The organism is Cesiribacter sp. SM1, assembly GCF_020178975.1.
Classification (GTDB): domain Bacteria; phylum Bacteroidota; class Bacteroidia; order Cytophagales; family Cyclobacteriaceae; genus Cesiribacter.
The window spans coordinates 1-19,078 of the sequence record NZ_JAHXBU010000044.1 but is presented as its reverse complement, the minus strand read 5'-3'; the positions used below and the strand labels follow the sequence as shown (position 1 = coordinate 19,078).

The following is a 19,078-nucleotide window of genomic DNA, read 5'->3' as shown; positions in this document are numbered from 1 at the left end:
TTTACTCGTCACCTTTAATAAAGATCCTCAACTCGCAACGGGCAATCAGCTGATCTTGTTCATCAAATATATTACCTTCCACTACCTGTATGTTCATCAGATCGTGGGTAAGGGTTGTGGTTGTAAATATTTTAGAGCCCACCGGAGGCAGGCTTTTTATCTCCAGTTCCTTAATGCCGGCAATGTAGCCTACCGGCACAGGCAGCCCCTGGTCTACAAACCTAACCCCGGCAAAGAGTGCTGCCGTCTGGGCAATATTTTCTACAAGGCCACCCTCTGTTAACACCCCCTGCTGCACCATGGGATGATCAGCCTTAATGCTAAAGCCGCTCTGCACATGCAGCGCTCCCTTTTCGTAAAGCGTATCTACCAGCACAAAGGGCGGGCGCTGTGGAATGTAATCAAAAAGGGCTTCGCCTTTATGAATGGGTACTGACTTCATGCTGTTGTTTTTCATATATCCCACCCTTTAGGTCCTCACTCCAGAATTCATAATAGTTAAACCATTGTAGCGGATACTGCCGCAGTTTGGTTTCAAGCGAACCGGCGTATGCTTTCAGAATCTCCAGTGGCCTGCCGTTTGGCTGCTGCAGGGGTGTTGCCGACAGGTGGTAATGGGTTTCGCTGTCCTTAACGGCATAAACAAAAGAGTAAGGTACGCCAAGCTTAGCTGCCAGTGTAAAGGGGCCCAAAGGAAAATTAGCCTTTTTGCCCATAAATTCAACCGCTGCCACCCTGCTGCCTTCCACAAAGCGATCACCATGCATACAGATAATCTCTTTGTTGCGGATGGCCTTGTTGATGAGGAATATATGCGAAAGGTCTTGTTTTACCGGAATGATGTTGATGTTCCGGTTCTGCATTACCTGCCCGAGGTACTCCTTGATCTTTTCATGCTCGGCCTCAAACATCACAATATTAATGCGCATATCGAGCCTTTTCAGCAGAAAACCGGCTATCTCCCAGTTGCCTAGGTGTGCACTGATGAGCATGCCCCCTGTATTTTCTTCCCTGAACCTTCGCAGGTGCTCCTCACCTTCAAAAGTATAGGTAAAGGGCGTTTTAAGGCCGGCCATCAGGGCAACTTTATCGAGCAGGGTCTGGCCAAAAACATAGTAGTTTTTGTACAAAGCCCCCAGGGCTCCTGCAGTGCTGTAGCCCAGGATGTTCCTGAAATAGGCGTACATGCTCTTGCTGGCAGTTGGTGCAAACAGAACGAAATAAGCAGCCACTACCCGCAAAAGTGCGTAGGCTGCCCGTATTCCTGATCTTCGCAACACGAAGATGAATATTTTGTACCCCAGTAATCCGCCCCGGGTCTTACCTTTCCAGGAAGACATTACTTTGTTTCTACCGGTCCTTTTACCTTGGCGATGATGTACTCGTAAAAGTCCTGAAAAGTATGGATGGTTTGAAAATCTTCAGGCTTAACCTTAAAGCCAAAATTGCTTTCGATTTCCACCACCAGATCCACATAATCCAGACTATCCAGCTTTAGGGTTTCCTTCAGGTTTGCCTCTGGCTTAATCGCATCGGCATCCACTTCGAACTCTTCTACCAAAAACCCATTGACTCTATCAATAATCTCTTCCCTGGTCATCTCTAACAATATTTCTTATTTGTTATACTTTTCGTACAATTAGCGAGGAGTTGGTACCCCCAAACCCAAATGAGTTGGAAAGAAACACATTTATATCCTTCTCCACTACATTATAGGCAAAATTCAGCCCCAAGAGTTCCTCCTCCGGGTTCTCCAGATTAATATTCGGAGCAACAAATCCATTTTCCATCATCAGCATGGAGTACACAATTTCGCTGGCGCCGGCCATCCACATTTCATGGCCTGTCATGGATTTTGTAGAGCTGATCAGCGGGCGGCTGTCTCCAAAAACATTGAATATGGCCTTGCCTTCACTTAAATCTCCAGCTATGGTTGAGGTGGCATGTGCATTGATATACTGCACATCATTTGCCCTGATGCCCGCCTGCCTGAGGGCCATCTCCAGCGATTTGGTTGGACCGGCCACATTAGGTGCAGAAATATGATCTCCATTTGAGGAGAAGCCATACCCTATGATCTCTCCCAGGATGTTAGCACCCCTTCTTACAGCAGATTCGTAGCTTTCGATGATGACCGTAGCACCGCCACCGCTCGGGATCAGGCCATCCCTGTTTTTATCGAAGGGCCTGGAGGCTCTTTCCGGCTCCTGTTCGCGCACAGAGAAGGTGCTTAAGCCATCGAAGCTACCCATGGAATGATAGTTGATCTCCTGGGCACCACCGCAAATAATAAGCTCCTGCATGCCACTCTTGATCATCATATAGCCCAGGCCTATGGCGTGCGAGCCGCTGGCACAGGCAGCACTTACCGTAAAGTTTATCCCCTTCAGTTTAAAGATGGTAGATAAATTCATGGTAACGGTAGAGTTCATAGACTGAAAGATAGAACCACTGCCAATAAGGGTAGTATCTTTTTTAATGCGCAGCTGCTCGAAGGCTTCGATAGAGGGCTTGGCAGAACTGTCGTTACCGTAGATGATGCCTACTTCTTCCTTTGCCAGAAAATCTTCATCAAGGCCGGCTACTTTAAGCGCCTCAAGGGTAGCCATGTAAGCATACTCGCCCTGCTCCGAAAGGCCAACGCGCTGCCTGCGGGTTAGCAGTTCCTTCAGATCAGGCTTGTTGACAACACCTGTAAGTGCAGAACGGAAACCCCATTCCTTCCTGACAGGATCCAGCCCAATACCGGATTTGCCCTCATAAAGAGAGTTGCGAACCTCCTCAAGATTTCTGCCAATGCAGGAGTAAATGCCAATACCTGTAATTACTACCCTATTCATATCCTTTCCCCCGTATTAATACAAGCCCCCATTAATGGAAATCACTTCTCCGGTTATGTAAGAAGCTGCCGGAGATGCCAGGAAACCCACCAGCTCTGCCACTTCTTCTGCAGTACCGAACCTTCGCAGCGGTATATTTGCCTTATATTCTTTCTCGTCTATGCCTTCGGTCATTTCGGTTTTTATAAAACCAGGTGCAACCGCATTAACAGTTATGTTGCGGCGGCCTACCTCCTGTGCCAGGGCCTTGGTTGCGCCAATTACAGCGGCCTTAGCAGCAGAATAGTTGGTCTGGCCGGGCAGGCCTTTTAAACCTGAAAGCGACACAATGTTGATAATTCTGCCACTCTTGCCTTTTATAATTTCAGGAAGCACCTGTTTTGTAACGTTGTAAAACCCGCCTAAGCTGGTGTTGATTACACTGTCCCATTCCTGGTCCTGCATCCAGATCATCAGGTTATCTTTCCTGATGCCGGAGTTGTTTACCAGTACGTCAATGGTATGGTCGGTATTGGCAGCGTACCAGCCGGTAAGTACCTCACGCACTGCTTCCCTGTTGGAGACATCAAACTTCAGCAATGCTGCCTTTACACCTTTTTGTTCCACCAGCTGTTTTGTTTCGCTGGCAGCACTCTCATTTGAATGGTAATTGATCAGGATGTTAAACCCCTGATCTGCAAGCTTTAAACTTACTGCCCTACCAATTCCACGAGAACCTCCCGTTACCAATGCGTATTTCATTATATAAGTTACAACGAAAGTAAATTATCTTATAATTTTTTCACAAAAAATATAAGAAATAACAGATGAATTTTTGTAATTTTTCAGTTTATAAAATCCGAGCCTACCCTCATAACCAAAGCTTTAGCAGTATAATTATGTTGTTAAAGTATGCTTTTACCCTGGTTATTGTGCGAAAACCGGCTAAGTAGCAAATGGAGAATGCTCCATCAGGTGCTGTTTCACTTTTGCAAGATCCCGATAAACAGGATAATCTTCCACAAATGTAGGCACAATACTACGAATGTTGTTGTAGGTATGCCTTGACTGTGCAGATAATCCGGTTGTTTTTTTCAGATAGTCCAGTGCCTGCACAATAGTTACCAGCTCTATGCTTAGTACCTCAAAGGTATTTTCAACAACCTTTTTAGTGCAGAGGGCTGCATTGGTGCCCATGCTCACAATATCCTGGTTATCGTTATTGTTTGGAATGCTGTGCACATACATAGGGTTGGACAGCATCTGGTTTTCGGCAGTGGTAGAGGTGGCCGTAAACTGAATACCCTGCATACCAAAGTTAAACCCAAGCTTGCCCAGGTTTACAAATGGCGGCAGTATGCTGTTAAGCTTGGGGTTCATTAAAAAGTTAAGCTGCCGCTCTGCCAGCATCGATAACTTGGTAATGGCAATCTTAAGCTTATCCATTTCAAAGGCCACATAATCGCCATGGAAATTGCCTCCGTGTAGTACATTCCGGCTTTTTACATCCACAATCGGGTTGTCGTTGGCCGAGTTTGCTTCTTCTACCAAAAGCTTCTGGCACTGCTGCACAGTCTCCAGGATGGCACCTGCAATCTGCGGCACACAGCGAATGGAGTAGTACTCCTGCACCTTATCGAGCAGTATTTTTTCCTCACTCAGCTTAACATACAATTGCTGCTCACGCTTGCGAATGTACTGGCTCTGGTCCAGGTGTTCTTTGATAAGCCCGGCTACCTCCTGCTGGCCGGCATGCTTCTTCGACTGGTTCAGCTCTTTGGAGAAGTAATCATCGTAGGCATCCACCATTTCGCAGATCATAATGGTAGCCATTATGCTCCACTCCAGGGCACGCATCGCATAAACAGAGTTAACAAGGCCAATGCCCGTCATAACGCTGGTGCCGTTCATTACACCCAGGCCTTCGCGCAGGCTTACTTTCATGGGTGCTATGCCAAGTGATGCAAAAACCTCTGCTGTTGGCCTTACCCGCCCCTGGTATTCCACTTCACCCTCACCAATCATTACCAGCGCCAGGTGTGCCAGCTGTACCAGGTCACCACTGGCACCAACACCTCCATGCTCAAAAATGAGCGGGCTTATATCGTGATTGATAAGGTTGGCAAGTACTTCCAGGGCAGAGATGTGCACGCCCGAATAGCCCAGGGAAAGGGTATTTAGCCTGGCCAGCATAGATGCCTTAACATAAGGCTTGCTCAGGTAATTGCTGCTGCCGGAGGCATGGCTCCTGATCAGGTTATACTGCAGCTGGATTTGCTCCGATGCCTCAATCTGGTATTGGGCCATCGGTCCGAAGCCGGTATTGATTCCATAAATAATCTTATTTTGGGAGAATTCTTTCAGGAAGTTAAAACTCTCTTCCACCCTTCTTTTCGTCTCGTCAGAAAGCTCAACCTTTTCCCCTAAGATTACTTTTTCTATATCGGCAAGTTCTAAAGAAGCAAAACCAATCTGCACCATTTTGGTATATCTGAAAATTACGGTTTTAACTGAAAAACCGTTTAATTTTAAGCTTACAAAAAAACCGATTATTAAACTTCAAAGCAAAAAATAATCTGTTGTTTTTATGGTTAATATTACATTAGTCCCTACTTCAGGCTTTCTGCATATCTTTCTTCTTTTTCCCTAATTTTGTTTACTTTTGTTCTAACTACGATCTACTGAAGATACAATTACTCCCTCCCTGCCTTTCCTCTTTATATAGTATCAGGAATGAACACAACACAACTTACCGGCGAGCACAGAGACGTGCTGGTGATTGGTGCCGGCCCCTCTGGCACAGTTGCAGCCTCTATCCTTAAAAATGCTGGATATAATGTTAAAATTGTAGAAAAACAGCTGTTTCCACGCTTTGTGATAGGCGAAAGCCTGCTGCCGCGCTGCATGGATAACCTGGAGTATGCCGGTTTACTGAAAGCTGTGGAACAGGGCGGCTTTCAGCAGAAATTTGGGGCCAAGTTTGTGAAAAATGGCGAGACCTGCGATTTTGATTTCTCTGAACAATATACAAAGGGCTGGAACTGGACCTGGCAGGTACCCCGCGCTCAGTTCGACCACCTGCTGGCAAAAGAGACCGAGAAAAAGGGAGTACCCGTTGCATACGAAGAAGAGGTAGTGGGCGTAGACTTCCGCAATGATGGCTCTTCCACCACCACCGTGCGCAAAAAAGACGGCACTGAATACACCATTAACGCCCGTTTTATGATAGACGCCAGCGGCTATGGCCGTGTGCTGCCACGCCTGCTGGACCTCGACAAGCCTTCAAATTTCCCGGTACGGGCTTCGTTTTTCTGCCACCTGCAGGACAATCAGCGCCCCCAAGGCATCGATGGCAACCGCATTACCATTGTAATTTATTCACAGGACGTCTGGATCTGGATCATTCCTTTCTCCAGCGGCATTACTTCTGTGGGCGTGGTTGGTGCACCAGAAACTATTAACCGCTTTGAGGGCAGCCCCGAAGAGCAATACCAGCAGTGGCTGAACGATGTACCAGAGCTAAAGGATCGCTTTGCCGGGAGCGAGCGACAGTTTGAGCCCCGCAAAATAACAGGCTACTCTGCCTCCGTAAAGCAGCTGTGGGGAAGGGGATTTGTGCTCACCGGCAACAGCACAGAGTTTCTTGATCCGGTTTTCTCCTCTGGTGTTACCCTTGCAACAGAATCAGGTGCTGTAGCGGCCAGGCTTGCCGTTCGCCAGCTGGGTGGCGAAACTGTAGATTGGGAAAAGGAGTATGCCGACTATATGAAGCATGGCGTTGATGTATTCAGGACCTTTGTTACCACCTGGTACGATGGCTCCCTGCCCAGGATCTTCTTCAGCAAGGAATCCAATCCTGATATAAAAAGACAGATGTGCTCGGTGCTGGCCGGTTATGTTTGGGATATGAATAACCCCATTGTTCGCAAACATGAGCGTGCTGTAAAAGCCCTGGCGCAGATATTAAGCTAACCAGCCCACGCAAATGTAAGCGTAAGGGTGAAGTGAAGACTATCAAAGAAAACGCCTGCTCCTAAAGAAGAGCAGGCGTTTGTATTTTCTCACCTTACCGGCACTTTAATATTACTTGCTTGCTTTGGTTTTTGAAGCCTTTTTCATGGCTGATTCGTAATCCTTTTCGCTGGACCTCATTGTTTTGTAAATAGCACCAGCCCAGTAATTACGGAAGCCAAAGCCTTTGGGAGATTCTTTATACTGCTTGTTCCACAGGATGTTTTTAGATGCAATATCAAAGAATACTACATTGATTACAGCTTCCTGTTCTGTTTTATTCAGGCTCTCCACTACATAAACAACGCCCAGGCCTTCGTTGGCCATTTCCAGATCGTAAGATTTGATGATCTTTTCGAGCTGCCCCTCCTTAAAAGCATATGGCTCATTGATAACCAACTCGTCAACCTCAGGCATTTCATTGCGTTTGTTTACCACACTCAGGTCATTGGTCTGCTTGTTCTTGGAGTAGAATTTCTGAACATCATACTTATCACTCTCAGTCAATACCAACTCATTCCAGGAGCTAAAATACCTGTCTTTTACCTGGTCGGGTTCATTAAAGCCATCAGAGCCAATGCATTTCGCTTCGGAAAAATCAATACCACACCACACGATCTCTTTGGTGGTGAATACTTTGGAATCGGGATTGCTGAATGCAAACGAACAGAAGGCAATCAGCGCCAGCAAAAAATGTTGTTTTTTCATGATAATAAAGGGTTGAGTTAAGGTAGGCGAAATTATGCAATTCAATAATAAAAAAAATACATTTATTGCATTTTTTTATTTACTACCTCCTTATAAACCAGCGGCTTAACACTGAATCACCTTAAACGTTTATCAAAAAACTTCACTGGTTTTCTGCTCATCTGCGGGAACATCAGGCGGTTGAGCTCCTCCTGGGGTGTTGCTACCAGCTCAGGGGTAACCCTTACTGTTGTTTTGAAGTGGTCTGCCAGCTCTTTTTCATTAAAGCCGGCATGCGCAGCATACCTGATTCTCACCTCATCGTTTCCAAATTCATTGGAATACACCTCTACCAGGTAACTGATCAGCTGCGGGGTATGGTCTAATACATTGAAGAGTGAAGGCGGATAGAGCGTGGTGCCCTTGTACTTGATCATCTGGTTTTTACGTCCCACCACCGGACCTATCCTGTAGGTTGTTCTGCCACAGCTGCACACCTCTTCGTGCTTCCTGCAGATATCGCCTGTTTTGAAGCGAATGAGGGGCATTGCCTCCACGCCAAGGGTGGTGATGGTAAGCTCGCCTGACTCACCGGCTGCTACCGGCTGATTATTATCATCCAGCAATTCTGTAATGATCAGCTCTGGATGAAAGTGCCCTCCCCTGCCCGCCTCACATTCGGTAAAGGCTGTGGCCATTTCGGTAGAGGCATAGGTAGAGTACAGGCCTATATTCCACTTTTCAAGAATACGCTTACTTAACGCATTAGGACTAAAATCGGCGTTCCTGATAGATTCCCCTATACATATTGCTTTTTTAACAGAAGAAGCACGAAAATCCACACCATGATGCTCGGCCCATTCTATCAGCTTCAGTAAAAAAGAAGGCACCACGATCAGTGCTGTGGGCTGCACCTCCTGAATGGTTTTCCATTGTAACTCCGGAATGCCCGGCCCTACCCTAACCATACCGGCACCAAGCTTTCTGGCGCCCATTACGTATGCCAGGCCTGCCATAAACCTACGATCTGTGGTAGTGGTAAGCTGGTAGACCTCCTCACTGCTACCGCCGGCACAGGCAAAGGAAATAGCCTCATTATAGGCCAGGCGCTCCAAGTCGTTTTCTGATAAAGGAATGGTTACTGCATCTCCCTCTGTGCCGGAGGTATTGCTGTAATCACGTATGGCAGTGCGGGGTACGCAGTAAAACTGCTGGTTGTAACGCTGCAGCTCTGTTTTGCTTACCGGGGGTATTTGCTGCAGGTGGCTCAGTTGCCTGATATGGGCTGGCTGGATGCCATGCTGTTTAAACCAGTGCTGATAGAAAGGGGATTTTTCGTTTACGTACTTCAACAGCTCTTGAAGGGCTTTTTCCTGATAGTTGTTGATTTCAGCTACGGGGGCCCATTCTATTTGAGGTAGTCTCATCCCAGGCTCAGTTTTTCGATGATCACAACCGCTGTGGCATAAGCCTTGGCATGTGAAATGGATATATGGATATTTGTGCTGCCGAGCGCCTCCACTGTTTTAAGGGTATCGCCGGTGAGATGTATATAAGGCTTGCCCCACTGATCGTTCACAACAGATACTTCGTTGAAGGCCAGCTTGCCACGCCAGCCGGTGCCCAGCGCTTTAAAAAGGGCTTCTTTCGCTGCAAACCTGGCAGCATAGCTTTGGTAGGCAGTGGCCTGTTTTTCGCAGTAGAGGATCTCATCAGTAGAAAAAACAAGAGTCTTGAACCGCTCGTTTTTTTCTATGGATTCCCTGATCCTATCTACTTCAACAATATCGATGCCTGTGCCGCTAATCATTGTTAAGCTTTTCCCTGCACAAGTTAATACCTTCCTGCATATGTTTACGCTCACTGGTACGGGCAATTTCTTTTGTGAGCCCCTTTTCAAAATAACCTATGGCCCGCTGCCAATCCTCCTGGTTCTTGAAGTAATCGCCAAGGTAGTACCAGGTCAGGAATGAGTTGGGATTGCTCTCTTCAAAAGCTTTTACCTCCTCCTCGCTAAGCGGATCTCCCTTACCTGTAAACATATAGTGCTGTATGCGATCTCTTGTTCTGGCAAAGTATTCGTACTGTTTGTAGGCAGGAGATGCCAGAAAAGGATCTGCTGCTATGGTAAGCGAGTCGGTATAGGCATAAGAAGCCGGAGCAGCTCCTGGCTCATCTGCAAAGACCTGTTTAAGATCATAAGCTACATACTCGCCCAGCTGGTATGGAGCCGCCGATACCCACACCAGCAGTTCATCTGGTGAGAAAATAACAGAATGGTGGGCTATCAGCTGGTTTACTGCTTTTTCGTTACCCAGGCCAATGTTTTTACCATCGAGACCTGCTTTATCGCGCAGGATGGTTGCGGCTTTTGCAGCTGTGATAGGCTGCAGCGAATCCAGCAGCTGCTCCACCCGCTGGTACCGATAAGTAGACACCTGCTCCCCAACGTACTCCTGGTTGAGCGGATCGGGGAACAATTCTTTGCTTTGAAAATGGTTCGTGATGATCATCCTGTCATCTTCAGCAAAATGGAGGGCTGTTTTGCCCGGAGATTTTTCAATGAGGCCTACCTTTCCATCCAGCTTTGAACCAATCAGGAAGGTTTCTGCCACAAATGAATCGAAGGATGCCGCTATTTCGTATGCCTCCTGGATGGTGGAAGCGTACTGCAGTATTTGCCGTGCAATCAGCGAAACAGGGGTCTTGCCTTTTGTGGGGATATCTGATTTTGCAGAGTTGAGTGTAACGGTAAGGCCTTTTTCATTCATGCCAGATACTACCCCGCTAAACCCTGCCCAGGTTACCGACATAAATTTATAGCCCTGGTCGGGCCTGTAAAATGCCACTACCTTGTCTCTGGCAAAATCTTCTCCGAAGTAGAAATCGAAGTTACGCCCAATCAGCAGCCTTTTACCTTCCGATTGCTCCTGCCATGTGGCAAAAGAGGTACAGCCCACCAGGTTCATATTCTGCAGGGCATGTCCAATGTCGTGTGCACCGTGGTAGCTTAACGCCCTGTGAAATTTGGGGGCAATGTAGTCGAAATGGTCTGCCATCAGCTGCGACGAACCGTAAATCTCCAGCAGCTGCTCCTGGGGCACATATTCATCCATATCGCGGTTAAACCAGCCCACCAGGTACTTCAGGAAGTTCAGGAAAGCTTCTGAAGGTACGCGGTTCCGGATCTCCCCAATGAAAGCTTCTTCCTTCTGGCCCATCAGGCTTTTACCCAGGGCTCCAAAAGCAACACCCCTTTCGTAAGGCGCACCTACCAGGTGGAGCTCCCAAAGGCCTTTGTCGTTAAGCTTAAGCGCGCTTTTCCCGTATGTGTAATAGTTAAGGCCAAGGGTATCTATGCGGGTATCTGTTATTCGCTCCTCCTCCAGCACCGGATCGGCTATGCGGACCTGGGTATAGAATACAACAGCCAGGATAATGAAGAGGCCCAGAACAGCACCAAGTATATAGGTTAACACCCTCATAAGCACAATGGAATAGCGGCAAAATTAGAAACAACAGGCTATTTTACCTAAAGGTCTTAACTATTTCGGGCGTGGATTAATTCATGCAAAGGCAGCAAAATAAAAGCCGGTACTACTATGCGCAGCCCGGCCTCTGATACTTCATGTACTTTCTATTCGTAATTTGTTAAACTACTGGTATAAGGTAGGATCTATATTACCACCAAGGGTACCTTTGAATCGCTTGAAAAACCCTACTTTATCGGGCAGCGAAACAAAATCAGGCACATAGGCAATGGATGGATCAATTTTAGGATCAGTCTTTTCTATTTTTCCCAGGGTATCAAACATAATAGGCAGGAAGTCTACATCCATGTTATTCTTTTTGGCAAAACGCACCAGGAGAGCATTCTGAAATGGATCTGTTGCCACCGCTATTTTATTAAATCCCTGCTTTTTGGCAAGCTGATAGGAATAGTAAAGGTTTTCGGTACTATGCTTGGCGAGGCTTTCCGTTATGATTTTGTCTGCCGGAATACCAAGGGCAATGCCATATTCTTTCATGATTTTGCTCTCGATATATGGCGTGTAAACTGCACTGCCAGAATAGATTACATTATGAGCATACCCATTTTCATAGAGGTAGTGCGACCAGTACACCCTGATCTTCATGATATCATTCCAGACGCTATCCTGAAACGGATATCCTGGAACAATTATAGCATCATAAGGGGCTTTAGCTATGTTTTTGGTAAAAGATTTGTCTGCTAACTGCTTAAAACAGGATGTACAGGAGATTGCCAGCAATAAGAAGACAAAACTAAGTTGAAAAAATCTTTTCATAAAAACAGCCATTTCTCAAGCTTACGTTTAATAAAAAATAAGGTTTCTTAAACAATCACGCTTCTTTGACTTTCTTCATCAAATATTCATTTCCCAGGAATTCGGAACAGGTTACCACTGCACCTATGGTTACGCCTAAAACCCCGTGCATGTTCAGGTTCTGGCCGGTAAGCAACAGGTTAGGAATTTTAGTACGGGCAGAAATAAAGGACTTCATCGGGTCTTTGTAGTCTTTTACAATCCCATAGAGCGATCCGTCCCTGGTGCCAATATAATCCCGGTAGGTGAGCGGTGTAGAGGTATAGTAACGATAGATTTTATCCCGCAGGCCTGGAAAGCGCTTCTCCATATGCTCCAGCAATACCTCTGCTTTCCGGTTTTTGAATTCCTCATAACTGCTGCCCCGCTCATCCTCATAACCTACGGTGTTAAAAGTACGCTCCCACTCCTTAGTTTCTTCATAATTCATGTATGCCATTGAGATAAGGGTATCGGCATAGCCATTTTCTTTAGAAGATGTACCGGTGAAGACGGCATAGTTGTGGGGCCAGTTATCCTGTGTATAAGACACGCCCTCCCACACATCTGGTTTTACAAAATGGTAGTAGTTGCAGTTAAATGACTCGAGTGTGTTTTTTTTCAGAACGATGTATAGAATGAAAACCGACACAGAGTTTTCCAGGCTGTTAATCCTTTTACGATAAGCATTGCGAATTTTGCCTTCCTCTACCATATCCAGTGTAACAGCCGGGTGCACATTGGATATGAAGTGATCTGCTTCAAACCTCCTTCCATCCTCCAGTTCTACAGCCTGGATAAGGTCACCCTCAAACACAAACTTCTTTGCGTTGGCATGTTTAAGCACCTTGCCTCCATTATTAAGAATATTCCGCTGCAGTAAAATAGCTATTTGCGAACCTCCGTCAATACAGCGGTACGAACTCTCGATGTAGGAGTTAATTACCAGGGCATGTGTGTAGAGGGGGGTTTTATCTCCTTCCCCCGCATACAGGAGGTTTGTGCCGGCCAGTACGGCCCGCAGCTTTTCGTTGGTAGTGCAGCTTTCTATAAATTCTTTTGCACTTACATCATGATAGGCTATGTTGCTCCAATCGCCTCCGCTCGGATTCAGGTTATACATAGGAAAGTTGCGGCACACCTCCTTTATCTTATTGCAATACGCGATGATACCTTCGCGCTCCTCCGGAAAATGGCCCGACATGATCTCAATAAAATTGTCGTACCCCTGTCCGTAGCGGTACTCGGTTGGATCACCTTCAAATGTTACAATATCAAAACCATTTTCATCCAGCTTTTTCAGCTTAAGGCTGTCCATGATGCCCAGGTATTTGAAATACTGGTACAGGTTCTGCCCTTTTTCCAGCCCGCCGATGTAGTGAATGCCTGTATCGAAAATACATTTATCACGGGAGAAGGTTTGCAGGTTGCCACCAATCTGCTTGTTCTTTTCAAGCACCAGCACCTTATAGCCTTCCCTGCTTAAAATAACCCCGCACTCCAGCCCACCAAGGCCGCTGCCTATAATAATTACATCATACTTCTCCATGGTAGCCCTTATGCCTTAGTACAAATACTGTGTTTGAAGTAAGCTTGGTATTGTCAATAATTTCCAGCTCCAGCCCATGTTCGGCAGCAAAATCTTCTACCATCCGGCCTGATATAAAATGGAGCTCATTCTTGGTTTTGTTAAATCCTGATCCGGTAGAAAACACCTCTGTTAGCTTTGTGCCTTTATGCCGGTCCTTTTTGCTGCTGTCGCCATCGCGTAATATTATCTTACCGCCGGGCTTCAGCTTTTTTACCATATTATTCAGCAGTAACTGCTGGTCTTCCGGCAAAAGGTAGTGGAGTACATCACTCACCACAAATACATCGGCCTCGCCATAAGGATAGGTAGTTACATCGCCATGATCGAACTGTACATTTGCAGGTTTAACCGGGCAGTTTTTCGCTACTTCTATTTTAGCCGTATCGTAATCGATGCCTGTAACCTGGCGCCCCTCGCCACTAAAAGCCAGCGAATAAGGCAAAAAGCCATAGCCACAGCCCAGATCAACCACACTTGCATTTGCCGGTATCAGCGAATGAAACAGCTCGTAACCCTTCTCCAGTCCATATTTTACCCGCAGGTACCACTCCAGCACCGGTCCTTTGTAAATGTAGTTTTTTATGATCACTTCTTTGAAGAAATCGGGATTCTCCTGCTGCTGCCGGAGCTGCTGGTATTCACTTTTAAAGTACCTGCTGATGCTTTTTGCTCTTTCCGAATAGTTATTGCCCCAGGCGGCATCATCAAAAGCAATGCGCGGCAGGAATTTAACCGTTACGGTTCCATTCTTGAGGTAAAAACCATCAGCCCGGGGCATGGTATAGCTGGTGCCATGCAGGAGCACCGGCTGTATATCAAGCTTATAATGTTCAGCCAGGTAAAAGGCTCCTTTATGAAAGCGGTTAAGACTGGAAGAATCTGAGCGGGTACCTTCGGGGAAGATGATGATGGAGTAACCTTCCTCTACCAGCTTTCCTATTTTATCCAGCTGGTTCTCTACTCCGTTTGAGGTTGGAATAAAGTCGGCAAACTGCACTGCTTTACCAAAGAAAGGCGAATGGTACACCCAATCGTTGGTAACCATCACCACCTTGGGGTGAAACATCAGCAGCAGGATGATATCCAGAAAAGAATGGTGGTTGCTGATGATCACAGAAGGCCTGCTGAAATCGGCCAGTTCCCGCCCTATAACCTTCTTCTTCACATTCACCATAATGTAGATGAGTGAGCGGCAGAAGAGCATCATAATCTGGTGGTAGAGCCTCTTTCTTTTTCTTTCCGATGCAAATGGAAAGAGGAAGATCAGCCTGATCAGCATGAGCAGAAGGCAGCCGAACAGAAAATACAGAAAAGCAAACAGGCTAAGGAAGAGTGTAAGTACAGTGAAGGGCGGCAAGCCTTTTTCTTTACGGCCCTGGATCAGGAAATTATAGAGAATGGGCTCTACTGTAAAGGTGAGGAAAATAACCGACAGGATGCCAATAATAGCCAGCAGGGCAATGGATCTTAGCGCCGGGTGCTGAGCAAAGGCCAGTACACCAATGCCCAGCAGGGTGGTTACCGCAGAAAGAATGATTGACTTCTTGTAGGATAGTATGTTTGCCAGGCCAAACTTATATTGCTGGGTAAGGCCTCTCATTACAAATATGCTGTAGTCTACCCCAAGCCCAAAGATGAAAGTACAAATAATAATGTTTACGATGTTGAAGGTAAGCCCCAGCAGGCCCATGAGCCCCAGTATCCATAACCAGCTTAGCAGTATTGGAATAAAGGTAATGAGCGCCAGTTCTATGCGGCCATAGCTGATCAGGATAATCAGGAAAACCACCACCAGGGATAGATTAACCAGGAGGTTAAAATCTTCCTGCAGCAGCTCTACCAGGCGATTGGTGAAATGGGCCTTATCGAAAATAAGGGTGCCCTCTGCCCTATTGAATGCCTGCAGTACCAGCTTTTTGTTGGCAGCATTGGTTTTTACGGTGGTGATGATGGCCACACTATCGCCGCTCTGGATGATCATGTCTTCGCCCACAACCGAAAAGATTTCACTGGCATCTTCTTCTTTCAGTAGACTGAAATCCTTCCTAAGCAGCTGCTCAAAGTCTTTAAAACCAGCTGCCTGAAAGCCTACCTGCTGTGCACTCTGCTGAAAATCCAGCAGCAGGCTATCCCTGTTACGCTGCTGCCAGAAGGAGTTCCAGCGCCTAAGGCTTTGCTCCTGAACCGAACGTGGCGGAACAATATCGCTAACAGCCAGGTAGTCCATGATCACCCCCTCCTGCTGCAGGCTGTCCAGGCGACGCTTCATGGCAGCTTCGCTTTCCAGGGCAGACCATAAGTCCTTGCCCGTGCTGATCAGGAAAACATTATTAGCAGAATAGGTGGATACCCTGTTCAGGTTCTGCTCATAGCGGGCCAGGTGATCGGGCATGTAGTTGAGCTGGAGCATATTGCTCTCGAAGCTGTAGTTTTGCCAGGTAAAAAGACTTACAGCTGAAAGCAGTGCAAAAACTGCTATGGCCCATTTAGATTTATCGAATGGAAAAGCGGCCAGGGCAGCTACACCTCTTTCAACTAAATTCTCCCTGCGTTTTACAGTTCCTACAGATCTGTTAACAATAAAATGTGGAAGTACTACAAGCGTATATAAGGCAGATGCAATTACGCTCACTCCCGCAAATATGCCCAGATCGGCCAGTGCATTGGAGCGAAGAAACACAAGCGACAGAAAAGCGCAGGCAGTAGTGAGGCTGCTCATCAGCAGGGGCAGGCTCAGGTCCTCAAACAGCACCCGCATATCCCGCTCCACTTTAGAGTGGGTAAACAAATGCAGGGCATAATCAATGGTGATGCCTAATAATACCGATCCTACTCCAAGGGCTATCACAGAGACCTCATCCCGCAGCATCACCAGAACGGCTATGGCTACCAAAGCGCCGAATATACCTGGCGTAACGGCAATGAAGAACACAAAAGCACTTCTATAAAAAAGGGAGATAAAAAGAAACAGCGCTACAATAGCAATACCTACCGTAAGGTAAATATCCTGCTTGATCTGGCCTGCATTGGCCACTGCCACTGCCGATGAGCCAAAGTACTCTACAGTTACGGACGGATAGAGTTGTTGAAAACTTTCCTCCAGTTTCTCCAGGCCGCGGATCAGTTCTGCATTTTGAGCTGTTTCGCTTGCAGGATTGGCCAGGGAAACAAAAAATATCAGATGCCGGTGGTCTTTTGTCAGGAGGTGATTCTGGTACAGCTGTATGTTATCATCCATCTGCAGGTTGCGTGCTCTCTGCAAAGGCATGCTCACCAGGCTGTAGGGATCTTTTACCAGCATTTTTTTAGTGCCGATGCCCATGGGCGACATCAACGCTCTAAAATTCCTGTTCAGGGTTTCCCTGGTCCCCTCCTGACTGGTTCGTTCCTCTATGGTGGTGTAATCTCCTTCCTGCAGATAAAAGGGCAGGTGCCTGTAATAGAAGTTATACAGCGTTTCAATGTTAGTGTCGGCAATCTCCAGCCTGATTTCGCTGATGTACTCCTGGTAATTTTGCTGCAGGCTATCGCTTAGCCCATGAGCAGCTGCGATCAGCTGTTCAGGATCGGCCTGAGAAGAATCTTTATAATACAGGTGCAGAACCAGCCTGTTGTTCATCTTAAAGCCTTCGAATGCCCTGTTTAGGCGGGCAAGCTCTTCATCCTGCGGAATAACACTGGAAATATTTTCTTCCAGCTTAATTCTGCTGCTAACAAGAGCCAGTGCCGATAAGATTAGAAAGAGTAATAGGAAGGAGCCGGTTTTATGCCTGTTAATAAAGACATAGATCCGATAGAATATATTGATCATTTAACAGGTAATGCTCATCATGTTACCTAACATCCTGAAGGCAGGCAGCCGATTCATCAGATGATTAGAGGCTAAAGATAAGTAGTTTTAAGACACTGTAAAAGCCAATTTATTAGGCCTTTAGCTATTATTAAAGGTAATGTAAGATTAGAAAACTACTTAAGTAATAATTGATAAGCCTAAAGTATTTACTCATGCGGTCCAGCAAATAAAGCACGATGAAGTCTGATAAAATATTCAATTTAATCTGCCTGCCAGCATAACTCTACACCGGCTCCCGGGTTGATATATATATTAAAACTGCAACCAGCAGGAATGATCATATTACAGAAGCTTTCTTTGCTGTTCAGGAAATAGAACATAGGATAACAGCTCTGTTTTTACATTAAATCCTGCTGAAAAAGCTGTAAGAAGTTTAATTAAAACATAAAATCATGGCAGATAAAGCAAGAGAGGGATTTGAGAAGCATTTTACCATTGGCGGCGATCTAAAAGTAAACAGGATGGGCTATGGTGCCATGCGTATTACAGGAGATGGCATTTGGGGACCTCCAAAGGATAGAGATGAGGCCATCAGGGTGCTTAAGCGTACTGTAGAGCTAGGCATCAACTTTATCGATACCGCCGATAGCTATGGACCCCACATTTCAGAGGAACTGATAGCAGAAGCCCTTTACCCCTATCCTGAGGACCTGGTTATTGCCACCAAAGGAGGACTGCTCCGTACAGGACCCAATCAGTGGCCTATCAACGCACATCCTGATCATTTGCAGGAGGCACTGGAAGGCAGCCTGAAGCGTTTGAAACAGGAACGTATTGATTTGTACCAGCTTCACCGTGTAGATCCGGAAGTTCCTTTTGAGCAAAGCCTGCAGTTTCTGAAAAGGGTTCAGGAACAGGGACTGGTAAAGCACATTGGCCTTTCTGAGGTATCTGTTGACCAGATCAGGAAAGCACAGGAATACATAGAGATTGTATCTGTACAGAACAAGTATAGTGTTGACAATCGGGACTGGGAAGATGAACTGGAATACTGCCGTGAACAAAACATAGCCTTCATTCCATGGTATCCCCTGAATGCAGGCAATGTACAGGCGCTGGAGGTCTTGAAAAAGATTGGAAACAAATACGAGGCTAGTCCCCATCAGATTGCCCTCAGCTGGCTGCTGCACCATGCTCCAAATATTTTGCTGATTCCTGGCACTTCTAAAGTAAAGCACCTGGAAGAAAACTACAAAGCAGCTTCTATCTCACTATCTGAGGAAGATATGCAGCAGTTAAACAAGTTAGGCAGCAGATAACCCTGCAAAAAGTACAGTACAAGTAAAAGCCCTTCCAGTTATAGTTGGAGGGGCTTTGTCTTTTAAACTGATTTTAGCACTGTTTGAATGCAGCTGAAACCATAAAGCATTTCCAGACATCTGTAGTGGTGCATAGCTCAGAATGCAAGAGCATAAAAATTCCTTCCAGATGATTCTGCAAGAGCTTAGGCAAAAAAAAGCCTCACACTTTACAGTATGAGGCTTGAGGTTGATGGGTTGGCGGCGACCTACTCTCCCGGGTGTTACCCAAGTACCATTGGCGCTACAGGGCTTAACTTCTCTGTTCGGAATGGGAAGAGGTGAACACCTGTGCTATAGCCACCATTATTTCTTTTGGTAGTGAGTCCTTAGTAGTGGGTTGTGAGACTTTGGCTCTGCTACACGCTTTCTACTGTACTCATAGCTACTATAATATTTTTAGTATCTGTAGTTAAGATCAAGTACTGACTTAGTCTCAATACTCAATACCCACTACTCAATACTATTTGACATGTAAAAGTGAGAGGAAACAA

Annotated in this window: 15 protein-coding genes and 1 rRNA gene; 2 read left to right on the top strand and 14 right to left on the bottom strand. The window is 46.2% G+C overall.

Annotated features, from left to right (window positions below; all coding sequences use genetic code 11):
* Position 1: 1 nt before the first annotated feature.
* The 6 genes from KWJ01_RS08335 to hutH all read right to left on the bottom strand — a co-directional run bounded on the left by KWJ01_RS08335 (position 2) and on the right by hutH (position 5,300).
* Positions 2-442, bottom strand: a complete 441-nt coding sequence (locus KWJ01_RS08335) for a hypothetical protein (RefSeq protein WP_224995970.1) — start codon at positions 440-442, stop codon at positions 2-4.
* Positions 420-1,340, bottom strand: coding sequence for a lipid A biosynthesis acyltransferase (locus tag KWJ01_RS08330; RefSeq protein WP_224995969.1), 921 nt, complete (start codon positions 1,338-1,340; stop codon positions 420-422). Before KWJ01_RS08330 ends, KWJ01_RS08335 begins: the two co-directional genes overlap by 23 nt.
* Entirely contained in the window at positions 1,340-1,600 is a 261-nt protein-coding gene (locus KWJ01_RS08325; protein WP_224995968.1) for an acyl carrier protein, read from the bottom strand. The genes KWJ01_RS08330 and KWJ01_RS08325 overlap by 1 nt, the downstream gene beginning before the upstream one ends.
* Positions 1,601-1,622: 22 nt before the next feature.
* Entirely contained in the window at positions 1,623-2,840 is a 1,218-nt protein-coding gene (locus KWJ01_RS08320) for a beta-ketoacyl synthase (protein WP_224995967.1), read from the bottom strand.
* 15 nt (positions 2,841-2,855) lie between these two features.
* On the bottom strand, positions 2,856-3,581 hold the full coding sequence (gene fabG / locus KWJ01_RS08315; protein ID WP_224995966.1) for a 3-oxoacyl-ACP reductase FabG: 726 nt from the start codon (positions 3,579-3,581) through the stop codon (positions 2,856-2,858).
* Between the two features lie 183 nt (positions 3,582-3,764).
* Positions 3,765-5,300 carry a histidine ammonia-lyase gene (hutH, locus tag KWJ01_RS08310; protein WP_224995965.1) on the bottom strand — a complete coding sequence of 512 codons (1,536 nt, stop codon included), beginning with the start codon at positions 5,298-5,300 and terminating at the stop codon, positions 3,765-3,767.
* 252 nt (positions 5,301-5,552) lie between these two features.
* Here hutH and KWJ01_RS08305 point away from each other — a divergent pair, with 252 nt between their 5' ends.
* Positions 5,553-6,791, top strand: a complete 1,239-nt coding sequence (locus KWJ01_RS08305) for an NAD(P)/FAD-dependent oxidoreductase (RefSeq protein WP_224995964.1) — start codon at positions 5,553-5,555, stop codon at positions 6,789-6,791.
* Positions 6,792-6,902: 111 nt separating this feature from the next.
* On the opposite strand, the gene KWJ01_RS08300 is transcribed toward KWJ01_RS08305, so the two are convergent.
* The 7 genes from KWJ01_RS08300 to KWJ01_RS08270 form a co-directional block, all read right to left on the bottom strand.
* Positions 6,903-7,538: a hypothetical protein gene (locus tag KWJ01_RS08300; RefSeq protein ID WP_224995963.1), complete on the bottom strand. Its 636-nt coding sequence runs from the start codon at positions 7,536-7,538 to the stop codon at positions 6,903-6,905.
* 116 nt (positions 7,539-7,654) lie between these two features.
* Positions 7,655-8,944, bottom strand: a complete 1,290-nt coding sequence (locus KWJ01_RS08295; RefSeq protein ID WP_224995962.1) for a phenylacetate--CoA ligase family protein — start codon at positions 8,942-8,944, stop codon at positions 7,655-7,657.
* On the bottom strand, positions 8,941-9,327 hold the full coding sequence (acpS, locus tag KWJ01_RS08290; RefSeq protein ID WP_224995961.1) for a holo-ACP synthase: 387 nt from the start codon (positions 9,325-9,327) through the stop codon (positions 8,941-8,943). The genes KWJ01_RS08295 and acpS overlap by 4 nt, the downstream gene beginning before the upstream one ends.
* Positions 9,320-11,002 carry a C45 family peptidase gene (locus KWJ01_RS08285; protein ID WP_224995960.1) on the bottom strand — a complete coding sequence of 561 codons (1,683 nt, stop codon included), beginning with the start codon at positions 11,000-11,002 and terminating at the stop codon, positions 9,320-9,322. Before KWJ01_RS08285 ends, acpS begins: the two co-directional genes overlap by 8 nt.
* Before the next feature lie 171 nt (positions 11,003-11,173).
* Positions 11,174-11,824, bottom strand: coding sequence for a YdcF family protein (locus KWJ01_RS08280; RefSeq protein ID WP_224995959.1), 651 nt, complete (start codon positions 11,822-11,824; stop codon positions 11,174-11,176).
* A gap of 55 nt (positions 11,825-11,879) precedes the next feature.
* Positions 11,880-13,391: an NAD(P)/FAD-dependent oxidoreductase gene (locus KWJ01_RS08275; RefSeq protein ID WP_224995958.1), complete on the bottom strand. Its 1,512-nt coding sequence runs from the start codon at positions 13,389-13,391 to the stop codon at positions 11,880-11,882.
* On the bottom strand, positions 13,378-17,244 hold the full coding sequence (locus KWJ01_RS08270; RefSeq protein WP_224995957.1) for a 1-acyl-sn-glycerol-3-phosphate acyltransferase: 3,867 nt from the start codon (positions 17,242-17,244) through the stop codon (positions 13,378-13,380). Before KWJ01_RS08270 ends, KWJ01_RS08275 begins: the two co-directional genes overlap by 14 nt.
* A gap of 434 nt (positions 17,245-17,678) precedes the next feature.
* Here KWJ01_RS08270 and KWJ01_RS08265 point away from each other — a divergent pair, with 434 nt between their 5' ends.
* Positions 17,679-18,545 (top strand): aldo/keto reductase, encoded by an 867-nt coding sequence (locus KWJ01_RS08265; RefSeq protein WP_224995956.1) that lies wholly within the window; start codon positions 17,679-17,681, stop codon positions 18,543-18,545.
* Positions 18,546-18,780: 235 nt separating this feature from the next.
* Here the strand turns inward: KWJ01_RS08265 and rrf are convergent.
* Positions 18,781-18,892: ribosomal RNA gene (gene rrf / locus KWJ01_RS08260) — 5S ribosomal RNA — on the bottom strand.
* Positions 18,893-19,078: the final 186 nt, after the last annotated feature.

Coding starts and splice junctions, on each gene's coding strand:
- hutH (WP_224995965.1), bottom strand. CDS start 5,300: ATGGTGCAGATTGGTTTTGCTTCTTTAGAACTTGCCGATATAGAAAAA.
- KWJ01_RS08300 (WP_224995963.1), bottom strand. CDS start 7,538: ATGAAAAAACAACATTTTTTGCTGGCGCTGATTGCCTTCTGTTCGTTT.
- KWJ01_RS08265 (WP_224995956.1), top strand. CDS start 17,679: ATGGCAGATAAAGCAAGAGAGGGATTTGAGAAGCATTTTACCATTGGC.
- KWJ01_RS08330 (WP_224995969.1), bottom strand. CDS start 1,340: ATGTCTTCCTGGAAAGGTAAGACCCGGGGCGGATTACTGGGGTACAAA.
- KWJ01_RS08335 (WP_224995970.1), bottom strand. CDS start 442: ATGAAGTCAGTACCCATTCATAAAGGCGAAGCCCTTTTTGATTACATT.
- KWJ01_RS08325 (WP_224995968.1), bottom strand. CDS start 1,600: ATGACCAGGGAAGAGATTATTGATAGAGTCAATGGGTTTTTGGTAGAA.
- KWJ01_RS08270 (WP_224995957.1), bottom strand. CDS start 17,244: ATGATCAATATATTCTATCGGATCTATGTCTTTATTAACAGGCATAAA.
- KWJ01_RS08305 (WP_224995964.1), top strand. CDS start 5,553: ATGAACACAACACAACTTACCGGCGAGCACAGAGACGTGCTGGTGATT.
- KWJ01_RS08320 (WP_224995967.1), bottom strand. CDS start 2,840: ATGAATAGGGTAGTAATTACAGGTATTGGCATTTACTCCTGCATTGGC.
- KWJ01_RS08295 (WP_224995962.1), bottom strand. CDS start 8,944: ATGAGACTACCTCAAATAGAATGGGCCCCCGTAGCTGAAATCAACAAC.
- KWJ01_RS08275 (WP_224995958.1), bottom strand. CDS start 13,391: ATGGAGAAGTATGATGTAATTATTATAGGCAGCGGCCTTGGTGGGCTG.
- acpS (WP_224995961.1), bottom strand. CDS start 9,327: ATGATTAGCGGCACAGGCATCGATATTGTTGAAGTAGATAGGATCAGG.
- fabG (WP_224995966.1), bottom strand. CDS start 3,581: ATGAAATACGCATTGGTAACGGGAGGTTCTCGTGGAATTGGTAGGGCA.
- KWJ01_RS08280 (WP_224995959.1), bottom strand. CDS start 11,824: ATGAAAAGATTTTTTCAACTTAGTTTTGTCTTCTTATTGCTGGCAATC.
- KWJ01_RS08285 (WP_224995960.1), bottom strand. CDS start 11,002: ATGAGGGTGTTAACCTATATACTTGGTGCTGTTCTGGGCCTCTTCATT.